The sequence below is a fragment of the Francisella sp. SYW-2 genome (assembly GCF_008711475.1).
Lineage (GTDB): Bacteria > Pseudomonadota > Gammaproteobacteria > Francisellales > Francisellaceae > Francisella > Francisella salimarina.
The window spans coordinates 88,484-106,481 of the sequence record NZ_VXKO01000003.1 but is presented as its reverse complement, the minus strand read 5'-3'; the positions used below and the strand labels follow the sequence as shown (position 1 = coordinate 106,481).

Below are 17,998 nucleotides of genomic sequence, written 5' to 3'. Positions count from 1 at the left end.
ATGAAAATTAATTTTTGTGCAGGTCCTGCTGTTGTGCCTACATCTATAATAGAACAGTTACAACAAATGATGATTGATTATAAAAATACTGGAGTATCTTTATTATCTATTTCACATCGTGATAAAGTTTTTGATGAAGTGCATGCCTCTATTCAAAAAAATCTCAGAAGTTTACTTAATATTCCAGATAACTACTCTGTGCTTCTAATGCAAGCTGGAGCTACGGCACAATTTGCTGCTATACCTATGAATTTATCAGATAAATATAATAAAGCATTGTATGTATGTAGTGGGCAATGGTCAGAAAAAGCTGCCAAGGAAGCTACTAAATTTACGTCTGTAGATGCTGTGAAGTATGATAATAATATTGCTCAAAGTTTCCAAGCAGATACATACGATTATATATATTATACAGACAATGAGACTGTAGATGGTTTTCAGATTAACAAACTTGCCAAGTCTTGCAATACAGAAATAGTTTGTGACATGTCATCAAGCTTTTTATCAAAGCCTATCAATATTAGTGATTATGGTTTAATATATGCTGGTGCGCAGAAAAATGCTGGTATACCAGGCTTAACTATAGTTATCGTCAAAGATTCTTTAATCAAAGCAAAAGATAATATTCCGGTAGTGTTTGACTATCTAGTTACCAAGAAATCAAATTCAGTTTACAATACTCCTTCTGTTATCTCATGGGTTACTTTTGAGTTGACACTAGAATATTTAATTAACAAATTTGATAATTTGAAGAATGTAGAAACTTTCAATAACCAAAAAGCAAATCTACTCTACTCAGCTATTGATAATTCAAAGATTTTCAAAAATGAAATTAAGCCAGAATATCGCTCTAACATGAATATTATATTTCATCTATCAAATGAAGAACTAACTGATGAATTTCTAAATGAGGCTAGTAAAGCTGGCTTTTATGGCTTAAAAGGACATCGAAGTGTCGGTGGCTGTAGAGCTAGTCTTTATAATGCTGTTAGTCTAGAAGATGTTGAAAAATTAGTACAATTTATGCAAGGTTTTGAAAATGAACAATTCTAAAATAATAACTGTAGATGGACCAAGTGGTGTCGGTAAAGGAACATTATCAAAAAAATTAGCAAAGCACTTTGACTATAAACTTTTGGATAGTGGCGCAATATACAGAATAGCTGCATTACACTGCTTCAATACTGGCGCTAATTTAGATAATGAAGATGATGTTTGTAGTAAGCTTGAATTACTAGATGTATCGTTTAAAGTTCAAAATGATTCTATAATAGTCCTTCTAAATAATGCTGATGTGACTAAAGCTATCCGTACTGAACAAACTGGGATGCTAGCATCAAAAACTTCTGCATATCCAAAAGTACGCCAAATGTTACATGATAAAATGCTCTCTTTTGCAACTGCTGCTGGACTTGTAGCAGATGGTAGAGATATGGGTACAGTTGTTTTCCCTGATGCTAAATACAAATTCTTCTTAGATGCTAGCTCAGAAGTTAGAGCTCAAAGAAGATATGATGAGCTACTGACAAAAGGTGAAAATCCTAATTTTGATAAAATTAAAAATGATATTGAACAAAGAGATTTTCAAGACAGAAATAGAAAAGTAGCTCCTTTGAAGCCTGCTGATGATGCTATTTTAGTTGATACTAGCAACCTATCTATCGAAGAAGTTTTCCAAAAAGTTTTAAATCATATTAACAATCTTTAATTTCTCCACACCAACAACATAAAATATCACAACCATTAGCTCCTGAAACGACAGAGTGTTGTGAGTTGATAGGATTGATAAAAAAATCACCCTTACTAAACTCTCCTCTTTCATCACACATAGAACCTTCTATAACATATACCCATTCAACATCTGGATGACTATGTTGGCTTAATCTTGCTTTTGGCTCCAATCTAATAAAGTCTATTTGAAAGCTTCTTGAATCATCTCTAGCTAATAACTTTTTAGAAATTCCTGGCTTAAATGCTTCAAGGTTGATATCTTTTAAATTTATTTTCATTTGTCTAACTCCACTCAAACTAAACGCTGCTAATAATTCTACTTTATCATAGATAAAAATAACTTTATAATTACACGATTAAAAAAGTTTTTAACCAATTAATCAATGTCTGAAATTAATTCTCTAAATAAAAAGTTAAATAAAATAATTATTGAAACAAATGGTTTATCAATATTTAACACCCTTGAACTACTAAGTTATGAGAATCTAGATGAACATGAATCGCAATGCCTTCAAGATTTCATAAAAAAACTCAAATTATTTAATAATGATGAGTTGGATATAGAAGACTTACTAAATCACCCTATTGGTATAGCATTTTATGACTTTTTAAAGAGTTTTCCTCTTAAATATCATGAAGAGCATATCCACCTAACAGGCTCTCTCTCAGCAGAGTTTATTTATCCGCGCCTCAAGAAACTTTTAGATGGTAAAAATGGTAATATCTATAGCCAAAAAATAGTAAATATCTATGGCGAAAATGCACTACCAATAAATTCTGTAGAAGATGTTGAAAAACTTATAGTTTTAAAAGATGGTGAAAAATTCTCAAGATATTTAGATCTTTTGTATCTTGCAAAAATTATTCTCAATACAAAACAAGATCATATAGATGCCGCTTATCACATGGCTAGTGAACTATATCATAAACATAATGTTGGAAATATTAGACTTAAATTCACACTATCTCGTTCTACAAGTGATGAAAAAGAAGCAATTTTAAATGAGGACTTAGCAACAGAAGAAGATGTAGTTCTTGGACTTTATGAAGGTTTTGAAAAATTCAAAGAAGAATATCCAGATTTTGGTTATGTGCTTTCTCCATCATTTAGAAAAGAAGCTAATTTTTTTGATGCTACAAAGTTTAAAACAAAAAAAGAAAGTTTTGAATACCAAGTAAACTGTCTAATCGATATATTAGAAAAATATCCATTTCTACAGAATGTAATGAAAGATATAGATACTGTCGGTGATGAAAAAAATATCTATAAAAAAGCCCATTTTGAAACATTAAAACAAGGAATTAGAAAACTGCAATATTATGGTTTTAAAATTCGCTCACATCATGGAGAAACTTTCCATACACTAAAAAAAGGTGTTCAAGCAGTTGATAATGCTTTAAATATTTGGAATATTGATACACTAGAGCATGGACTATCAATAGGTATCAATCCAAACTACTACTTTCAAAGATTGCTACAAAAGGTTCTAAAACTTAATCAGAACTCTCAGCCTCTTGATGACAAATCTATGGAATATCGTGAAATACAAGAAATTCATTGGAATGAAAATAACTCTTCAATTAGAGATAAAATCACAAATGGAATAAAACTAAATTCTGATGAAATTTTAGAATTTACAAAAATAAAATTCCATACAGCTATAGAGATAGAAAGATATCAACATGATGTTCTAAATAGAATTATCAGTAAAAATATTGGTGTTGTTGGTCTTCCTTCTTCTAATCTCAAATTAACTACAGCCATTCCAGACTACAAAGACCACCCTTTCAGCTGGTGGGAGAAAAAAGGTATCAAACTAGGTATTGGTACGGATAACTACATTACTTTAGATACTAACTATATTAGAGAAATGCTGATTATTTTATTTTCTGATGCGCATAATCTAAAAATTACTAAATTGCTAATGGTCGCTTGTAAAGAAAATAGACGAGCTTACATTAGTAGTCTACTCTGGAAAATGAATAAGAAATAAATATTATTTAGATATTTTGAAGAGCTTCTTCAACCTTTTTTCTGTAGTTTTTATCAGCTTGAGCAAACTGGTCAAGCATTATTTCTTGGATATCTTGACTAGCATGTATCAATCCTTCTGCAATATTATTAGCTAACTGTTGCTGTTGAGATTCGCTCATTAATCTAAAAAGATCTCCAGCTTGTGAATAGTTATCTTCACCTTGTGCATCATAATAATCAATATAACCCTCTATTTCTATAGGTGGCTCTATATATTGTTTGGCATCTGAAGGAGAATCAGAATGTGCATTTGGATAAAAATTAGGCATTTCATTCTGTGATACATTAAGAGCTGTACCAGCCATTGCTCCATCACGCTGATAATTATGCATTGGACATTTTGAAGCATTTACAGGTATATGACTTGCATTTACACCGACTCGATATCTATGAGCATCTTGATAAGCTAGTAGTCTAGCTTGTAACATCTTATCTGGAGATACTCCAACACCAGGCACCAAGTTATTAGGAGCGAAAGTAGCTTGTTCTACTTCAGCAAAATAATTATTAACATTACGGTTTAACTCTAAAACACCTATTTTTTGAAGTGGGAAATCTTTATGTGACCAAACCTTAGTTAAATCGAAAGGATTTATACTAAATTGTTTCGCTTGCTCTTCAGTCATAATTTGCAACTTAACATCCCATTTTGGATAGTTTCCACTTGCTATAGCATCAAACAAATCTTTTTGAGCTCCATAGCTTGGCTGCATAGATGCTTCTTCATTTGTAAGATTTTTAATTCCTTGTTGTGTTTTAAAATGCCACTTAACCCAAAAACGGTTACCTTCTTGATTATAAAAGCTAAGTGTATGAGAGCTAAATAAATGCATATGCCTATAGTTCTTTGGGATACCTCTATCAGACATCAATATTGTCATTTGATGCAAAGATTGTGGGTTTCTTGACCAAAATTCAAACTGGGCCGCAGGATCTGGTAGGTTAGTTTGAGGATTCTTTTTTTGTGAGTGTACGAAATCTGGGAATTTATTAGGATCTCTTATGAAAAATACTGGTGTGTTATTTCCTACAATATCAAAATTACCTTGCTTGGTATAAAATTTGATAGCTGCACCACGCACATCTCTAACATAATCACTAGAATCTTGACCTCCACCAACAGTAGAAAATCGTACAAAAACATCAGTCTGTTTATTCTGATCTCTTAAAAAATCAGCTACTGTCAAATCTGATAAGTCTTTTTCAAGAGTGAACGTACCGTACGCTCCTGTTCCACGTGCATGTACTACACGTTCAGGAATTCTCTCACGATTAAAATGAGCTAGTTTTTCAAATAATCTAAAATTATCAAATGTTAGCGAACCATTTTTACCTGCACTAATACTTGTATTATCATTAGGTACTGGAGCACCATTTGCTGTAGTTAGTATCTTATTCATGTTCTCTCCTCATTGAAATAAATATCAATCATTATTAAGCGCTGCAATACATATCGAACGCATTATTAAAATAGGCACTTAATGAAATAGTATATATATCAATAGAATTGGTCAATATTGTTAAGAACTTTAAGTCTAGAATAGTTTTTTGATAAAAAAATTAATAACCAGCTTTTATAACACTGCCATTAGCAATACCTGCTACTGACTTAAGATATGCATTAGCTACTTTTTCTGCTTCTACAGGTTCATAACCCACAAAGAATGGTCCATATTTTGCTAATGCTTCTTTGACTACAGTTGGACTAACAGTATTTATACGGAAGTCTTTATACTCAAGAGTTGCTGCTTTTACAAACCCTTCTACTGCAGCGTTAACAGTAGCTGCTACAGCACCTAATGCAATTGGTTCAACATTCAATATCCCAGTAGTCAATGTAAATGAACCACCCTTATTGATATAGTTTGCACCAATTTGCACTAGGTTGATTTGTCCAAGTAGCTTATTTTTAAAACTGAAGTTCCAGTCTTCTTGAGTTAAATCATCAACAGCTTTAAAAGCTACTTTACCAGTAGTAGATACTAAAGCATCAAAAGAACCTACTTTTTCAAAGAAATTTTTGATAGATTCTATATCTTCTATATCAATACGGTGTGAACCATTACTTCCACTAAATGTTGCAGGAATAACTTCATAACCAGTGCTAATGAACTTATCATAAGTCGCTGATCCTATTACTCCGCTTGCACCTATTAGAACTATTTTTTTGCTCATTTGAGACTCCACTTATTACTATTTAGCTTCTAAGTATTTTAGAAGATTTTCAGGAGAAGACTCACCATAAGGATCATCTTCAGCGTTATCACGCTTACCAGGCTCTACAAACATCTTTTCGATTTCGTGATTATTAACAATCATCGCATATCTCCAAGATCTCTTACCAAAGCCAAGATTTGACTTATCTACAAGCATATCCAAACCTTCCGTAAATTCACCATTACCATCAGGAATTGGTTTAATATTTTTAACATCTAGTGCTTGTATCCACTTATTCATTACAAAGCTATCATTTACAGATAAAACATAAATTTCATCTATTCCTAGCTCTTTAAATCTAGTCGCATTATTCTCAAATCCAGGTAGTTGATATGTAGAACAAGTCGGAGTAAACGCTCCAGGTAATGAAAAAACAATTACTCTTTTGTTATCAAAAATATCAGCAGATGTAACATCTTGCCATCTAAATGGGTTTGATCCACCGATACTTTCATCTCTTACTCTAGTCTTAAAAGTTACATTAGGTACTCTTTTAGTCATGTCTAACTCCTTGTGTTGTGTTAAGTTACACTGTTATTGTATTGCTTTAATAAATAATTTAAAATATATTATATTTATACTAGCTATAAGCTTTACTTATATGAATACTCGTACTCTTGAATATATCATTTCTGTATATGAAACTAAAAGCTTTATTACAGCGTCAGAAAAATGCTTTGTCAGTCAACCAGCTCTTAGTATGCAAATAAAAAAATTTGAAGAGCTCATAGGTATACAAATCTTTGAAAGAGGTACAAAACAAGTACTTATAACAAAAGCTGGTATGAAAATAGTTAACCAAGCCTATAAGATTCTAGATGAAGTAAAAAACTTAAAAAAAATATCAGAACTGCACTTAAATAATGGAAAAATAAGTATCTCGATAGGAGCATTTCCAACATTATGTCCGTATTTAATGCCAAAAATACTACCTGCTATCAAGAAAGATTTCCCTAATCTGAGTATATCCATAATCGAAGAAAAAACTGATACTCTTGTAAGTATGCTTGATCAAGGTAAGATTGACTTTGCTCTTTTGGCGACTCCTACCGATAACTATCAGTTTAAAAGGAAAAAAGTCTTTAATGATAAATTCTACGTAGCTGTAGCAAAGACTAATCCCATAGCAAAAAGCAAAAAAATTTGCATAACTGAAATAGTTAAGCAAAATCTTATGCTATTAGATGAAGGACATTGTCTGAGAGATCAAACTTTAAAACTCTGCTCATTAAAAGATTTTAATAATAATGATTTCAAAGGTAGTAGCTTAGAAACATTAAGACAAATGGTATCCATTGATGAGGGCATTACACTAATTCCCGAAACAGCACGCATAAAAACTGAAAATGTTAAATATATTGATATTGATAATAGAGATTTTTACAGAGAGATTGATTTAGTTATGCGTAAAAGCTCTATCTATGAGGACTTATTTACCAAGATTAGTGAGATAATTTCAAAAAACTATAAATAGATTATTTAGCGTTAGTACTTTCAAATATTTTATCTGCTGATTTGGCTACAAAACCTTGATATAACTTACCACTTTGATCAGGATAGCGTTTTGCAAACTCATAGTAGCAACAAGGAATTTCTTTCCACCCCTCTATAAATTTAACTTCAGAGTTGCCTGAGATTGTACTTGATTGTTCTAAATAATCTGCTGGTGTTCCCTTAATTTCTCCACCTGAGCTATTCAATACAAAGCCATTCAATTTTAGAAAATCATTAACTTCAGAAACTTCGCTAAATTTTTTCAAATCGTTGATAAAAACAGTAAAATGATTCGCTCTAAAACCAAAAGCATAAAACCAAGCGGCATATTCAGACTCTTCGAGAAGCTTTTGATAAGTCTTGTAACTTATAAAGCTCCAACTTGCACCTGATGTTAACAAAGCCTCAGGATTCTTCAGTAAACTATTAGGTATACCTTCTACACAAGCTTCCATCGTTTTTTGTAAGAATGGGCTAAATTCACTAACTAGAAGCTTACTAATAAACACTTTAGGCTGATTATGATCACTATGCTCAAGATGTATGGCTTTTAGCTTCTTGACCTCAAAATCATAATGTCCACATACCTTATAGCCAATATCTATAAAGGGCTTTGATAGCACATCTATATCTATTTTTGGATTATCTAACGTTCTTAATGCTATATGATCATTGACAGGCTTTTCACCCTCAGCCACAAAAGAATCATAAACTTGCTTAACATGTGGATTAGTTTCAATATACTGATCCCAAAGTTTATCTAAAATCTTAAAACTCATAAACTAATCCTCCAGATTAAATTTGATTCCTTGAGCTAATGGTAAATCTTTACCATAATTGATTGTGCTAGTCTGACGTCGCATATATGCTTTCCACGCATCTGAACCAGCTTCACGACCGCCACCAGTATGCTTTTCACCTCCAAACGCGCCACCAATTTCAGCACCTGATGTACCAATATTCACATTCGCAATACCACAATCACTGCCTGAACTAGATAAAAACTTCTCTGCGTTTTGGATATTATCAGTAAATATAGAGCTTGATAAACCATATCTAACACTATTGTTGAATTTGATTGCTTCATCAATATCTTTGAATGGCATTATGTATAAAATAGGACAGAAATTCTCTTCTGCCACTATTGGCATATTAGCATTTGCTTCAATTATTGTTGGCTCAACAAAGAAACCAGCTTTTGCAATTTTTTTACCACCAGTTAAAATTTTACCGCCTTCTATTGTAGCTTGATCTACAGTTTTTAAGAAATTATCAACTGATGCTTGATCTATAAGAGGTCCCATAAGATTTTTTTGATCTAACGGATCTCCAACTGTAACTTGTTTGTAAGCATTGACCATTTTATCTTTGACCAAATCATAGATTGATTCATGTACAAATAGTCTTCTTAGAGAAGTACATCTCTGCCCTGCTGTACCAACTGCTCCAAAAACAGCTGCTGGTATTGCTAATTTTAGATTAGCTGATTCATCAATAATTGTAGCATTATTACCACCTAGCTCTAAAATTGACTTACCAAATCTTTTTGCTACTTGTTGTCCTACATCTTGACCAACTTTTGTAGAACCTGTAAAAGATACTAGATTTACCCTTTCATCATTAACTAATGCCTTTGAAACCTCAATATCTTTAGAAATTATTGTATAAAAAATTTCAGGATAACCATGCTCTTGAATTACTTTTTGACATATATTGTGTACAGCAATTGAGCATAGAGGTGTCTTTTCGGACGGTTTCCACACTACAGTATTACCACAAATAACAGCTATAAAAGCATTCCAAGACCATACAGCTACTGGAAAGTTAAATGCAGAAATAACTCCAACTACTCCTAATGGATGCCATTGCTCATACATTCTATGATCGTGACGCTCAGAATTCATCATCACACCGTATAACATACGTGATTGTCCTACAGCAAAATCTGCCATATCAATCATCTCTTGAACTTCGCCATCACCTTCTTGCTTAGATTTACCCATCTCAAGAGATACTAAGCTTCCTAGATGATCTTTATTTTTACGGAGCTCTTCGCCAATAAGTCTAACTAACTCTCCTCTTTTAGGTGCTGGAATTTGACGCCATTGTTTAGCAACCTCAGTAGCCTTTATAATAGCATATTGCATATCATCTAGGTTTTGATTTTTAACTTTAGCCAAAAGCTCGCCAGTTGCTGGACTTAAAGTTTCTATAACATTTTTATTATCATCAGTTATATATGCTTCTAAACCTAAATTTAATTCTTGTAAAATACTCATTATGTCCCCCTAAATTAATCTGCTTGTATCAAAAGTCCTGAATTTCTATAGTACTTTCCGAATCTATTATCATAAAACTCTTGTAAACATATAGATTCTTGGTTTATAAATCCTGTAGGGTTATCTTTAGAGCTAAGCAATAGATCTATACTTACACACAAGCTTGTTGCAGTAGTTAATTGTAATGCTGAGAAATATTTACCAAACATACGTTTTGAAGGATATTTTTGTGCAAAATGACGCTCTGCTTTTAGACCTTTTCGGATACCATCTACTGATACATAGATAAGAACTACATCTTGATTAATTCTTGGAATCGCTCTTTCCATGATTTTAACCATAGTATCCAAATCTTCGCCTAGCTTCATATCTTGCATTAAGAATTTCATCTTATCACAATGCCCTGGATGACGGATACTTTTGTAGTTTATATTTTTAACCTTACCTGCATAAGTCTCGATCATCGAGCCAATACCACCAGAGGTATTAAAAGCCTCATAGGTAAGCCCATCTATTTTAATCTCTTCAACATCAGCTAATGGAGCTAGAGTTCTTTTTTTACCATCAACGACTCCTTCGCAAGGCTTTGCATATTCATTTATTAGGCCTTCTGTAGACCAAGTCAAACCATATTGAAGTGTATTCGAAACATTTAAAGGTAAAGCTCCCACCCTCATACGTACGGTATCAATTGAGTCGAACTCTTGCATAAGATTATTAGACACAATACCTATAAATCCTGGAGCTAAGCCACATTGCGGTGCAAAGAAACTATTTTCTGCTTTATTTGCTATACTTTTGATATAGTTGGTAGCCTCTACATCTTCTGTCAAGTCAAAGTAGTTAAGCTCTAACTCGCCTGCTATTTTAGCTATATCTTTATTAAGAAAAAACGGTAAACATGAAACTATAGTTTTTATATCATTCTGCTGCACATAGTTTTTTAAGTCTGAAGAGTTTGTAGCATCTAACTCTACGTATATCAAATTATCTACATTTTTTTCTAAAACTGGTTTGTCATGAGGAATGTATCTATCAATTAAATGAACAGTATAGTCACCACTTTCAACCAGTAAGCAGCTAACCAAAGACCCGACTCTGCCGGCACCAAGTATTACGATATTTTTCATAAATACCTCAAAATTACGCCTCTTGTACTTTAATTTATATCACTTGGACTGCTATGAGTAAATATAATTCGTGCTAGATTAATTAGATTACTTTGAAATTATTTAATAGAAAATAATAAAAATACAAATGATTAGTTAATTTAAAAATATAATAAGAGCAACTTTATACTACTAAAAAATAAAATAATATACTTTTTTGAATTTGCCAATATCTACAATCCACAATAAAGTAGTCTTGCCTTGTTTTACATCTATTTTTTGACGAATATTATTAACCTGAATTGTATAGTTGCCACTATCAATCTGTTGTTCGAATAGGTCAATGCTATTGGGTAATAACAACCATGATCTCATATCTGCTCGCTTCGGATCAGTATTTGATAGGTCAAATTTTAAATGACTGCCCAAAAGCCCTCCTAGAGGAAAATTTTTATCATAATCATATTTAAATGCCTCAATAACAACACTTTGTGTAACTACTCTAGAGTAACTCTCTATGAGCGATTTCATAGCATATAGTGTCGTGTCAAGTAATGTCTCTGTATAAGTATCTACTAATGCACTACCTCCCGATGAAATTACTACTCTTTTCGGCTCAAAAAAACTATATTTTGTTTTGTATACAGGAAACTCCAGTTTCTTGATTCCTATATTGCCTAAATCAAGATTAACTTGTGCAGATTTACGTATATTGACAAGGCCTTGTTCATAAAAAACCACAACTCTACCCATTCCCATAGAAAAGGGAGATATTTCACCAGCTACTGCAGATCGATATTCATTAGCTGTTTGATCAAGATATTTGTTACCAATTGTATATTTTTGAGCATTTTCAAGGTCGTTCAAAGATTCCTGATAATTTTTTGAAATAGCTGAGTCCAATAAACTTTTTAGATAGTAAGCCATTGGATTACCATAAGCATTAGGAATTATTGATGAAAATTCAAGCATGGCTTTTAATGACTTAAAGTTATCTAAGCCTAATTCATCGCTAGTGATATCATTTCTATCAAGATCCTCTTTAGCAAGCTCCTTCATACCACCTGCTATTACATTTTGTTCATTTCTCCATATTTTAGCAGTCTCTAAACTATCCAGTGATTTAAGTGCTTGATTAACATCATTCGTTTTTAAATAATTTAGTGCTTGATATGTATACAAAAAGCTTATTGCATAGTCTGGAATATTATATGATGTTTTGATGTCATAATAGTTGTATGTATTTTTATTTAATAAGAACTTTTTTGCTTGCTCTAATGACTGGTCTTTATCTTTAGGGATAGATTTAATCGCTAGATTATAAAATTTTATAGAATCTAAGTAATTATCGTTAAGCTGCAGTAATCTTCCAGACTCCAAATTATTAAGGTTTTTTAACTGCTTTATATTAGCGATATTATTATTTTCATTTATTGCTTCAGATATATTATCTTCTACGAGATTTTTTCGCACTGGAGCAAATATCCATGGATAATTATAAGATGCAAATTTTATTTTTGTGACATCTTTTTTTGTGGTTGTACACGAGCTCAAAAGAACTACTGACAACGCTAATATTAATAGCTTATTGGATTTTTTCTTTTTCATCTTTGATAACACCAATGCCAAGGCTCATAAATATACCCATAATCATTATCACGCGGAAAACTCATCTTAAAACCAAACCTGTGAGCATTTTTACTTAACCACTCAAAAGCTAATGTATTTTCAAAAGATTCTGTTAAAACTTCTTTTTCATCTCCAGTAGTCAAATCTATAGCTCTACCTGTATGATGCTCACTCTCTCCAGGCAGAGCATTTACTCGCATAATTTGTTCAAGTGTTTGACCACTAGCTAGTTTTCTATCTATAATTTTTTGCTGATAATCATAACTTCTAAAACCAGAAACTATATACAAAAGAATACCATCTTTTTCTGCTGCTTCTTTTATTTCTAACCAAACTTGATGAGTATTCTTTTCTAAGAACAAATCTCGAGCAAAAAAATCCTTGCCAGCATAGATTAAGTCTTCCTTTTTAGCTTCGGGAAATATTATTTTTCTTACCATTTAGCTGACTCTTCCAACCTTAATAACTCACGAAGATATTTATCATGTTCAGAGGTATTAATAACTGTTTCATTAGCTGAGCGTAAATTTAATTTACTAAAATCAATATCTATATTATCTTTACTAGCATTTTTTGCAGTGTGTAAAGTAAGATTAGTTTGTCCCCCTGTCATTGCAAGATATACATCAGCCAATAACTCACTATCTAATAATGCTCCATGGAAAGTACGATGATCATTTCTAATGTAGTACCTTTTACAAAGAGCATCTAGATTATTTTTCTGAAGAGGATGTTTCTTCCTAGCAAGTTCCAAGCTGTCAACGATTTTCGCAACATGTTGTTCTAGAGTGCCATACTTATTATTTTTCAGAAGCCCAAGCTCCCAATTTATAAATGGCACATCAAATGCAGCATTATGGATAATAACTTCGGCACCTTTAAGAAAATCAATCATCTTTTCAACATTTTCTTCAAAGAGTGGCTTATCTGCCAAAAACCCATTAGTTAGACCATGAACTGCTAAAGCTCCAGCCTCAACTTCATAATTTGGATTACAATAAAAATGTAGATTATTACCTGTAACTTTCCTATCAATGACTTCAACAGCCCCGAATTCTATAATCCTGTTACCTATTTTATAATCAAAACCCGTCGTCTCAGTATCTATAAAAACTTGCCTAGACATCAAAATTTCTCTATTTTGTTACTAAGCTTTATTATAACAGTAGATTACTATAAATATAACGTATAGTTGAGAGAAAGATAGTTCTGTCTCTCTTTAAAATTACTACTACGAGAGTAAATATTTGTATAATCTAAACCCAACCAAGAGCCATAGAAAGCATTGTATCTTACGCCAGCGCCGTATTGATAAGCAAAATTTGATTTATTTTGTAAAACTTGTGAATAATCAACATAAGGAATAAATCTTTTACCATATATTGTTGCTGTATAACTTGACTGTAATGACCAAGAAGCAACATTTTCTCCTGTACCTAAGAAATTATCATATATCAAAGCTGCACTAGGTCTTACGGAACCAAAAAAAGGTACACCAGCAATATTATTTGGGCTAACAGATGAAGAGTCATTGACTCCTCCAACACCCCTATCTGTTAAAAGAGCTTCTGCTTCAAAGTTAATATCTGAAATAGCTAGGCCATAATTCAAATCAAATGCGCCTACATTTCCACCATTTTTAGTTTGAAAACCTGATACATTTGAATACGCAGCTCCAAAAAACTGATAATCCCCTACTGTATCCATCTCGTAGACATATTTACTATTTAAAGAAAACCCCACACCACTTTTACTAGCAGCATTAGTTACACCAAAATAGCTATCAGGGTTTGCATCTAAAAGTACCGCATTTAGATGCAAATCTTGTGTATGATAAGAAAGATTTATATTCCCACCTGACTGCATAAAATATGTCCTAGTCAACGTCGAGACATAGTTTGAAACAATATCAAAGTTACCGTACATCACAGTTGAGTTTGCCACATAACCAAAAAATGGACTTTCTGAAAGGTTTCCTAGAATAAAATATAATGTATTTGGACGTACATTGAAGCCTTCATCACTGTGATCTTGATATAACGTAAACCCAACGAGTGACGTAAACCATTTAGAAATAGTTGATGCAGCATAAAAATCTACTGCATAAGAAAAAAGTCTATTTTCACCTCCTTGGGGAACTCTATTTAGTCTTTGCCAATCAATCAATGCTACTTTTGTTCCAAAGTAGATATAATTATCATCTAAGATACCTTGCTGTCTTGCTTGAAGCATAAATAGAGGATCTCCAGTATCTTCCTGAACATTCAGCATTGCATGAGTTAACGTTTCACTAACTCTAAAGCCATTAAACCATGAGGTTTTTATAGAATCAATATTCAATGCTTGGTTAACCTTAGTATCAAAGGTTTTCTTAGCTAGTGCTCGTTTTTCACTATCTGTAAGAGCTTCACCTTCTTTAATTGATAAGTCTTGAATAGCTTGCTGCGCAACTTTCTCTTGCTGTGCTGTACTTAGTGGAGCTTTATTAAAGATATAATCTTGGTTAGGAAAGACTCTTCTATAAGCATTAGATTCAAGTCTGCGTATATTGTCAGGATCATAGCCACTTTCTACAGAACTAGCATCAGCTGAATCAGAACTTGTATCAGCACTGACAGCTACACTAAATGGGAATAATACTAAAATACTTGCTAAAGCTACTATCTTTCTAAACATGAAACTACAATTCTTTGCTATCTAAGTCCTTGTCATTTTCTTCTATTATGTCAACTATTTGTTGTTGACTTAGTGCTTCACCTTCTTTTATTTCTATATCATCTATAGTATCAGCCACTCTTTTGCTCACAGGAATTTTTTTGCCATTCTCTTCTATGTAATATGCATAACAAAAACTACATACAAATCCAAAGATAAGAAAAAAAGATAACCTTATATACTTCATTTTATATTTTTTTAACAAATTGAGATTTTAATTTCATAGCCCCAAAACCATCAACCTTACAATCTATATCATGGTCTCCAGTAACTAAACGAATATTTTTAACCTTAGTTCCAACTTTAATAACTTTTGATGAACCTTTTAATTTTAAATCTTTGATAACACTTACAGTATCACCATCAGCAAGAAGATTACCATTTGAGTCTTTGATAACCAACTGTTCATCAATAGATTCATTAATTTGCCATTCATAACCGCATTCTGGACATATTAGTAACTCACCATCTTGATAAACATATTCGGATTGACATTTAGGACATGAAGGATACTCAGACATAATAATCCCCTTTAAATTCTTTAGTGTGCATTAATATAACATTATAGTCTGCTAATTACTATCAATTATATTTAATCGCACCATATACTCAAACAATCTAATTTTATATAAATATTCTCAAATACATAGTCATAATATTATCTTGCTCTGAGAAGGTTTTTGCCCTTCCTTTAACATACGTATAGCTAAAACCAAGCCACCCATCAGCAAAAACATTATATCTAAAACCAGTTGCCAAAGATGCCGCATAATTATCAGATGCTTGTTGGATTTGAGAGTAACTCACGAATGGTACAAAATCCTTATTCATAACATTCGCTGTATAGTCAAGCTGTGAAGACCAGCCAAAGACATTACCTCCACTAGTCAAAAAATCATTCGACTTTAAATCTGGAAAAATTGATGATGCAAAAGATTCTCTTAAATTAAAACCTCCCGAAACATCTGTCATTGAGGTTACACCTTTATCTGTAAACACAAATTCATTAACAAGCTCAAGTTTGCTAATATTCATCCCCACATTAAAGTCCACAACTCCGACGTTGTCATTATAGTCATTTGTAAAGCCCGAAACATTTGAGTACGCTGCTCCAACATACCAATAGTCTCCAACACTTTGTAAGTCTTGGGTATATTTCATATTTACAGAAAAACTTAACTTAGAGTTACCCTCATATGCATTAGCTACTTTCAAAAAATCATCCTTAGATGAAGCTAAGAATACAAAATTTGTCTGCAAGCCATCTTTATTATACGAAAGATTCACATTACCCCCAGATTGCATAAAATACAAACGTGTTAAGGTAGGTATAATATTAGTAGACTCATCAAAATTCCCAAAATTCACAGTTGATAGTGCAGCATATGAATAAACAGGTAATTTATTCAAATTACCTAATATAAAATATACTCCACCAGGAGTTGCTGACCACTTACCATCAATAGTATAGGTATTTAAAGAAGCAAAAACAGATGTCCAATCACCTAAAGTACTTGCTACATAATACTCTAGTGAATAGTTATTAATTGAACGTGATGATACGCCATTTTGAGTATCTCGCCCCCAGGTTGGAATAAAAGAAGCCATTCCTCCCACATATAGATAGTCATCTTTTAGCAAACCATTTTGGCGTGATAAAATGATAAACTCAGGATCTCCGGTTTCTTGCTGGGTATTAAGCATTGCTTGAGAAAGTATTACATTATTTTTTATCCCTTGATAGAATGGAGGCTTAACTTTATCAGCACGAGACAGCTTTAGAAGAGTTTTTCCAACATCAAACGTTGTCCCGGGAGCTATTGATTCTCCTTCATACTGTTCGACCGTATCTAAAGCAGAATTATCTTGAGAAGTATTAGCTTTTGATTTATCAGTATTAACTAACTTTTTTTGAGTATCTATATCTGCAACATCATTTGCCGCATAGACATCATAAGTCAGCACTAGCAAACTTATTAATATTAAAAAAATATTTTTCATCTATGAGCAAAAATCGTGATTAAATTAGAAAGTATAAGAATAAATGATAAATTATAGATCTACAACGTGATCAGATAGGTATTCAGCTACACCTTCAGGAGATGCTTTCATACCTTCATCACCTTTGTTCCAACCAGCAGGACAAACTTCACCATGTTCTTCATGGAACTGTAACGCTTCTACCATTCTAGTTATTTCATCCATATTTCTACCAAGAGGAAGATCATTAACAACCTGATGACGAACAATACCTGATTTGTCGATCAAGAAAGTACCTCTAAATGCCATACCACCTTCAGACTGAACATCATAAGCTTTAACAATTTCTTGATTAATATCTGCAACCATAGTGTACTGAACTGGTCCAATACCTCCGTCATTAATTGGAGTATTTCTCCATGCATTATGTGTGAAATGAGAATCTATTGATACACTTACAACCTCAACACCTAGCTCTTTTAGCTTAGCTGTTCTTTTGTCTAAAGCAATTAATTCAGATGGGCAAACAAATGTAAAATCTAGTGGATAGAATACCACAACAGCATATTTACCTTGGATAGCTTTAGCAAAGTCATAGCTATCAACAATTTCACCAGTTCCTAAAACAGCTGGTGTATTAAATACAGGTGCTTTTTTACCTACTAATACCATAATTCATTCCTCCATTTATACAAAGTTTTATGGTCAATATTAAAATTTAACGCTCTTAATTTTGCTTTCTAATTATACTTATGTCAACTCTATTTATCGTATATAATATTGATAACAATACTTATTAACAAAATTTA

At 32.4% G+C, this 17,998-nt stretch carries 19 protein-coding genes; 4 read left to right on the top strand and 15 right to left on the bottom strand.

The genetic code is table 11. The features are described from left to right. Nucleotides 1-1,053: a 3-phosphoserine/phosphohydroxythreonine transaminase gene (gene serC, locus F3D57_RS02180; RefSeq protein WP_150465028.1), complete on the top strand. Its 1,053-nt coding sequence runs from the start codon at nt 1-3 to the stop codon at nt 1,051-1,053. Then, nucleotides 1,040-1,708 carry a (d)CMP kinase gene (gene cmk, locus F3D57_RS02175; RefSeq protein WP_150465027.1) on the top strand — a complete coding sequence of 223 codons (669 nt, stop codon included), beginning with the start codon at nt 1,040-1,042 and terminating at the stop codon, nt 1,706-1,708. Before serC ends, cmk begins: the two co-directional genes overlap by 14 nt. On the opposite strand, the gene F3D57_RS02170 is transcribed toward cmk, so the two are convergent. After that, nucleotides 1,695-2,009: a cupin domain-containing protein gene (locus F3D57_RS02170; protein ID WP_150465026.1), complete on the bottom strand. Its 315-nt coding sequence runs from the start codon at nt 2,007-2,009 to the stop codon at nt 1,695-1,697. The genes cmk and F3D57_RS02170 overlap by 14 nt on opposite strands. Before the next feature lie 105 nt (nt 2,010-2,114). Between F3D57_RS02170 and F3D57_RS02165 the strand changes: the two genes are divergently transcribed. Then, entirely contained in the window at nt 2,115-3,725 is a 1,611-nt protein-coding gene (locus F3D57_RS02165) for a hypothetical protein (RefSeq protein ID WP_150465025.1), read from the top strand. 7 nt (nt 3,726-3,732) lie between these two features. Here the strand turns inward: F3D57_RS02165 and F3D57_RS02160 are convergent, their stop codons facing one another. From F3D57_RS02160 to F3D57_RS02150, 3 genes are all read right to left on the bottom strand, one after another. After that, entirely contained in the window at nt 3,733-5,166 is a 1,434-nt protein-coding gene (locus F3D57_RS02160) for a catalase (protein WP_150465024.1), read from the bottom strand. Nucleotides 5,167-5,326: 160 nt separating this feature from the next. Next, nucleotides 5,327-5,941 (bottom strand): short chain dehydrogenase, encoded by a 615-nt coding sequence (locus F3D57_RS02155; RefSeq protein ID WP_150464302.1) that lies wholly within the window; start codon nt 5,939-5,941, stop codon nt 5,327-5,329. A gap of 18 nt (nt 5,942-5,959) precedes the next feature. Then, a complete protein-coding gene (locus F3D57_RS02150; protein WP_150465023.1) occupies nt 5,960-6,484 on the bottom strand; it encodes a peroxiredoxin in 525 nt (174 codons plus the stop codon). A gap of 100 nt (nt 6,485-6,584) precedes the next feature. On the opposite strand from F3D57_RS02150, the gene F3D57_RS02145 reads away from it, so the two are divergent. Then, nucleotides 6,585-7,457 (top strand): LysR substrate-binding domain-containing protein, encoded by an 873-nt coding sequence (locus tag F3D57_RS02145; RefSeq protein WP_013923043.1) that lies wholly within the window; start codon nt 6,585-6,587, stop codon nt 7,455-7,457. A 1-nt stretch (nt 7,458) separates the two neighbouring features. Here the strand turns inward: F3D57_RS02145 and F3D57_RS02140 are convergent, their stop codons facing one another. From F3D57_RS02140 to F3D57_RS02085, 11 genes are all read right to left on the bottom strand, one after another. Continuing rightward, a complete protein-coding gene (locus F3D57_RS02140) occupies nt 7,459-8,256 on the bottom strand; it encodes a DUF1338 domain-containing protein (protein WP_150465022.1) in 798 nt (265 codons plus the stop codon). 3 nt (nt 8,257-8,259) lie between these two features. Beyond that, nucleotides 8,260-9,756 carry an aldehyde dehydrogenase family protein gene (locus F3D57_RS02135; protein WP_150465021.1) on the bottom strand — a complete coding sequence of 499 codons (1,497 nt, stop codon included), beginning with the start codon at nt 9,754-9,756 and terminating at the stop codon, nt 8,260-8,262. 14 nt (nt 9,757-9,770) lie between these two features. Next, on the bottom strand, nt 9,771-10,886 hold the full coding sequence (locus tag F3D57_RS02130; RefSeq protein ID WP_150465020.1) for a saccharopine dehydrogenase family protein: 1,116 nt from the start codon (nt 10,884-10,886) through the stop codon (nt 9,771-9,773). Between the two features lie 171 nt (nt 10,887-11,057). Beyond that, nucleotides 11,058-12,473 carry a hypothetical protein gene (locus F3D57_RS02125; RefSeq protein WP_150465019.1) on the bottom strand — a complete coding sequence of 472 codons (1,416 nt, stop codon included), beginning with the start codon at nt 12,471-12,473 and terminating at the stop codon, nt 11,058-11,060. After that, nucleotides 12,470-12,934 (bottom strand): M15 family metallopeptidase, encoded by a 465-nt coding sequence (locus tag F3D57_RS02120; RefSeq protein ID WP_150465018.1) that lies wholly within the window; start codon nt 12,932-12,934, stop codon nt 12,470-12,472. Before F3D57_RS02120 ends, F3D57_RS02125 begins: the two co-directional genes overlap by 4 nt. Then, the gene (gene dnaQ / locus F3D57_RS02115; RefSeq protein ID WP_150465017.1) at nt 12,928-13,620 is read right to left on the bottom strand and encodes a DNA polymerase III subunit epsilon; all 693 of its coding nucleotides are present in this window, start codon (nt 13,618-13,620) and stop codon (nt 12,928-12,930) included. Before dnaQ ends, F3D57_RS02120 begins: the two co-directional genes overlap by 7 nt. Nucleotides 13,621-13,667: 47 nt before the next feature. After that, nucleotides 13,668-15,170: a hypothetical protein gene (locus F3D57_RS10210; protein WP_191092331.1), complete on the bottom strand. Its 1,503-nt coding sequence runs from the start codon at nt 15,168-15,170 to the stop codon at nt 13,668-13,670. Between the two features lie 4 nt (nt 15,171-15,174). Next, nucleotides 15,175-15,396, bottom strand: coding sequence for a hypothetical protein (locus F3D57_RS02100; protein ID WP_146422099.1), 222 nt, complete (start codon nt 15,394-15,396; stop codon nt 15,175-15,177). Between the two features lies 1 nt (nt 15,397). Then, entirely contained in the window at nt 15,398-15,730 is a 333-nt protein-coding gene (locus F3D57_RS02095) for a zinc ribbon domain-containing protein YjdM (protein ID WP_013923034.1), read from the bottom strand. A 103-nt stretch (nt 15,731-15,833) separates the two neighbouring features. Further along, complete coding sequence (locus tag F3D57_RS02090; protein WP_146422098.1) at nt 15,834-17,210, bottom strand: hypothetical protein; 1,377 nt, start codon at nt 17,208-17,210, stop codon at nt 15,834-15,836. Between the two features lie 51 nt (nt 17,211-17,261). After that, nucleotides 17,262-17,864: a peroxiredoxin gene (locus F3D57_RS02085; protein WP_306669293.1), complete on the bottom strand. Its 603-nt coding sequence runs from the start codon at nt 17,862-17,864 to the stop codon at nt 17,262-17,264. Nucleotides 17,865-17,998 lie beyond the last annotated feature (134 nt).

Excerpts from the sequence above, each read along its gene's own strand:
- serC (WP_150465028.1), top strand. The coding sequence starts at position 1 with ATGAAAATTAATTTTTGTGCAGGTCCTGCTGTTGTGCCTACATCTATA.
- cmk (WP_150465027.1), top strand. The coding sequence starts at position 1,040 with ATGAACAATTCTAAAATAATAACTGTAGATGGACCAAGTGGTGTCGGT.
- F3D57_RS02170 (WP_150465026.1), bottom strand. The coding sequence starts at position 2,009 with ATGAAAATAAATTTAAAAGATATCAACCTTGAAGCATTTAAGCCAGGA.
- F3D57_RS02165 (WP_150465025.1), top strand. The coding sequence starts at position 2,115 with ATGTCTGAAATTAATTCTCTAAATAAAAAGTTAAATAAAATAATTATT.
- F3D57_RS02160 (WP_150465024.1), bottom strand. The coding sequence starts at position 5,166 with ATGAATAAGATACTAACTACAGCAAATGGTGCTCCAGTACCTAATGAT.
- F3D57_RS02155 (WP_150464302.1), bottom strand. The coding sequence starts at position 5,941 with ATGAGCAAAAAAATAGTTCTAATAGGTGCAAGCGGAGTAATAGGATCA.
- F3D57_RS02150 (WP_150465023.1), bottom strand. The coding sequence starts at position 6,484 with ATGACTAAAAGAGTACCTAATGTAACTTTTAAGACTAGAGTAAGAGAT.
- F3D57_RS02145 (WP_013923043.1), top strand. The coding sequence starts at position 6,585 with ATGAATACTCGTACTCTTGAATATATCATTTCTGTATATGAAACTAAA.
- F3D57_RS02140 (WP_150465022.1), bottom strand. The coding sequence starts at position 8,256 with ATGAGTTTTAAGATTTTAGATAAACTTTGGGATCAGTATATTGAAACT.
- F3D57_RS02135 (WP_150465021.1), bottom strand. The coding sequence starts at position 9,756 with ATGAGTATTTTACAAGAATTAAATTTAGGTTTAGAAGCATATATAACT.
- F3D57_RS02130 (WP_150465020.1), bottom strand. The coding sequence starts at position 10,886 with ATGAAAAATATCGTAATACTTGGTGCCGGCAGAGTCGGGTCTTTGGTT.
- F3D57_RS02125 (WP_150465019.1), bottom strand. The coding sequence starts at position 12,473 with ATGAAAAAGAAAAAATCCAATAAGCTATTAATATTAGCGTTGTCAGTA.
- F3D57_RS02120 (WP_150465018.1), bottom strand. The coding sequence starts at position 12,934 with ATGGTAAGAAAAATAATATTTCCCGAAGCTAAAAAGGAAGACTTAATC.
- dnaQ (WP_150465017.1), bottom strand. The coding sequence starts at position 13,620 with ATGTCTAGGCAAGTTTTTATAGATACTGAGACGACGGGTTTTGATTAT.
- F3D57_RS10210 (WP_191092331.1), bottom strand. The coding sequence starts at position 15,170 with ATGTTTAGAAAGATAGTAGCTTTAGCAAGTATTTTAGTATTATTCCCA.
- F3D57_RS02100 (WP_146422099.1), bottom strand. The coding sequence starts at position 15,396 with ATGAAGTATATAAGGTTATCTTTTTTTCTTATCTTTGGATTTGTATGT.
- F3D57_RS02095 (WP_013923034.1), bottom strand. The coding sequence starts at position 15,730 with ATGTCTGAGTATCCTTCATGTCCTAAATGTCAATCCGAATATGTTTAT.
- F3D57_RS02090 (WP_146422098.1), bottom strand. The coding sequence starts at position 17,210 with ATGAAAAATATTTTTTTAATATTAATAAGTTTGCTAGTGCTGACTTAT.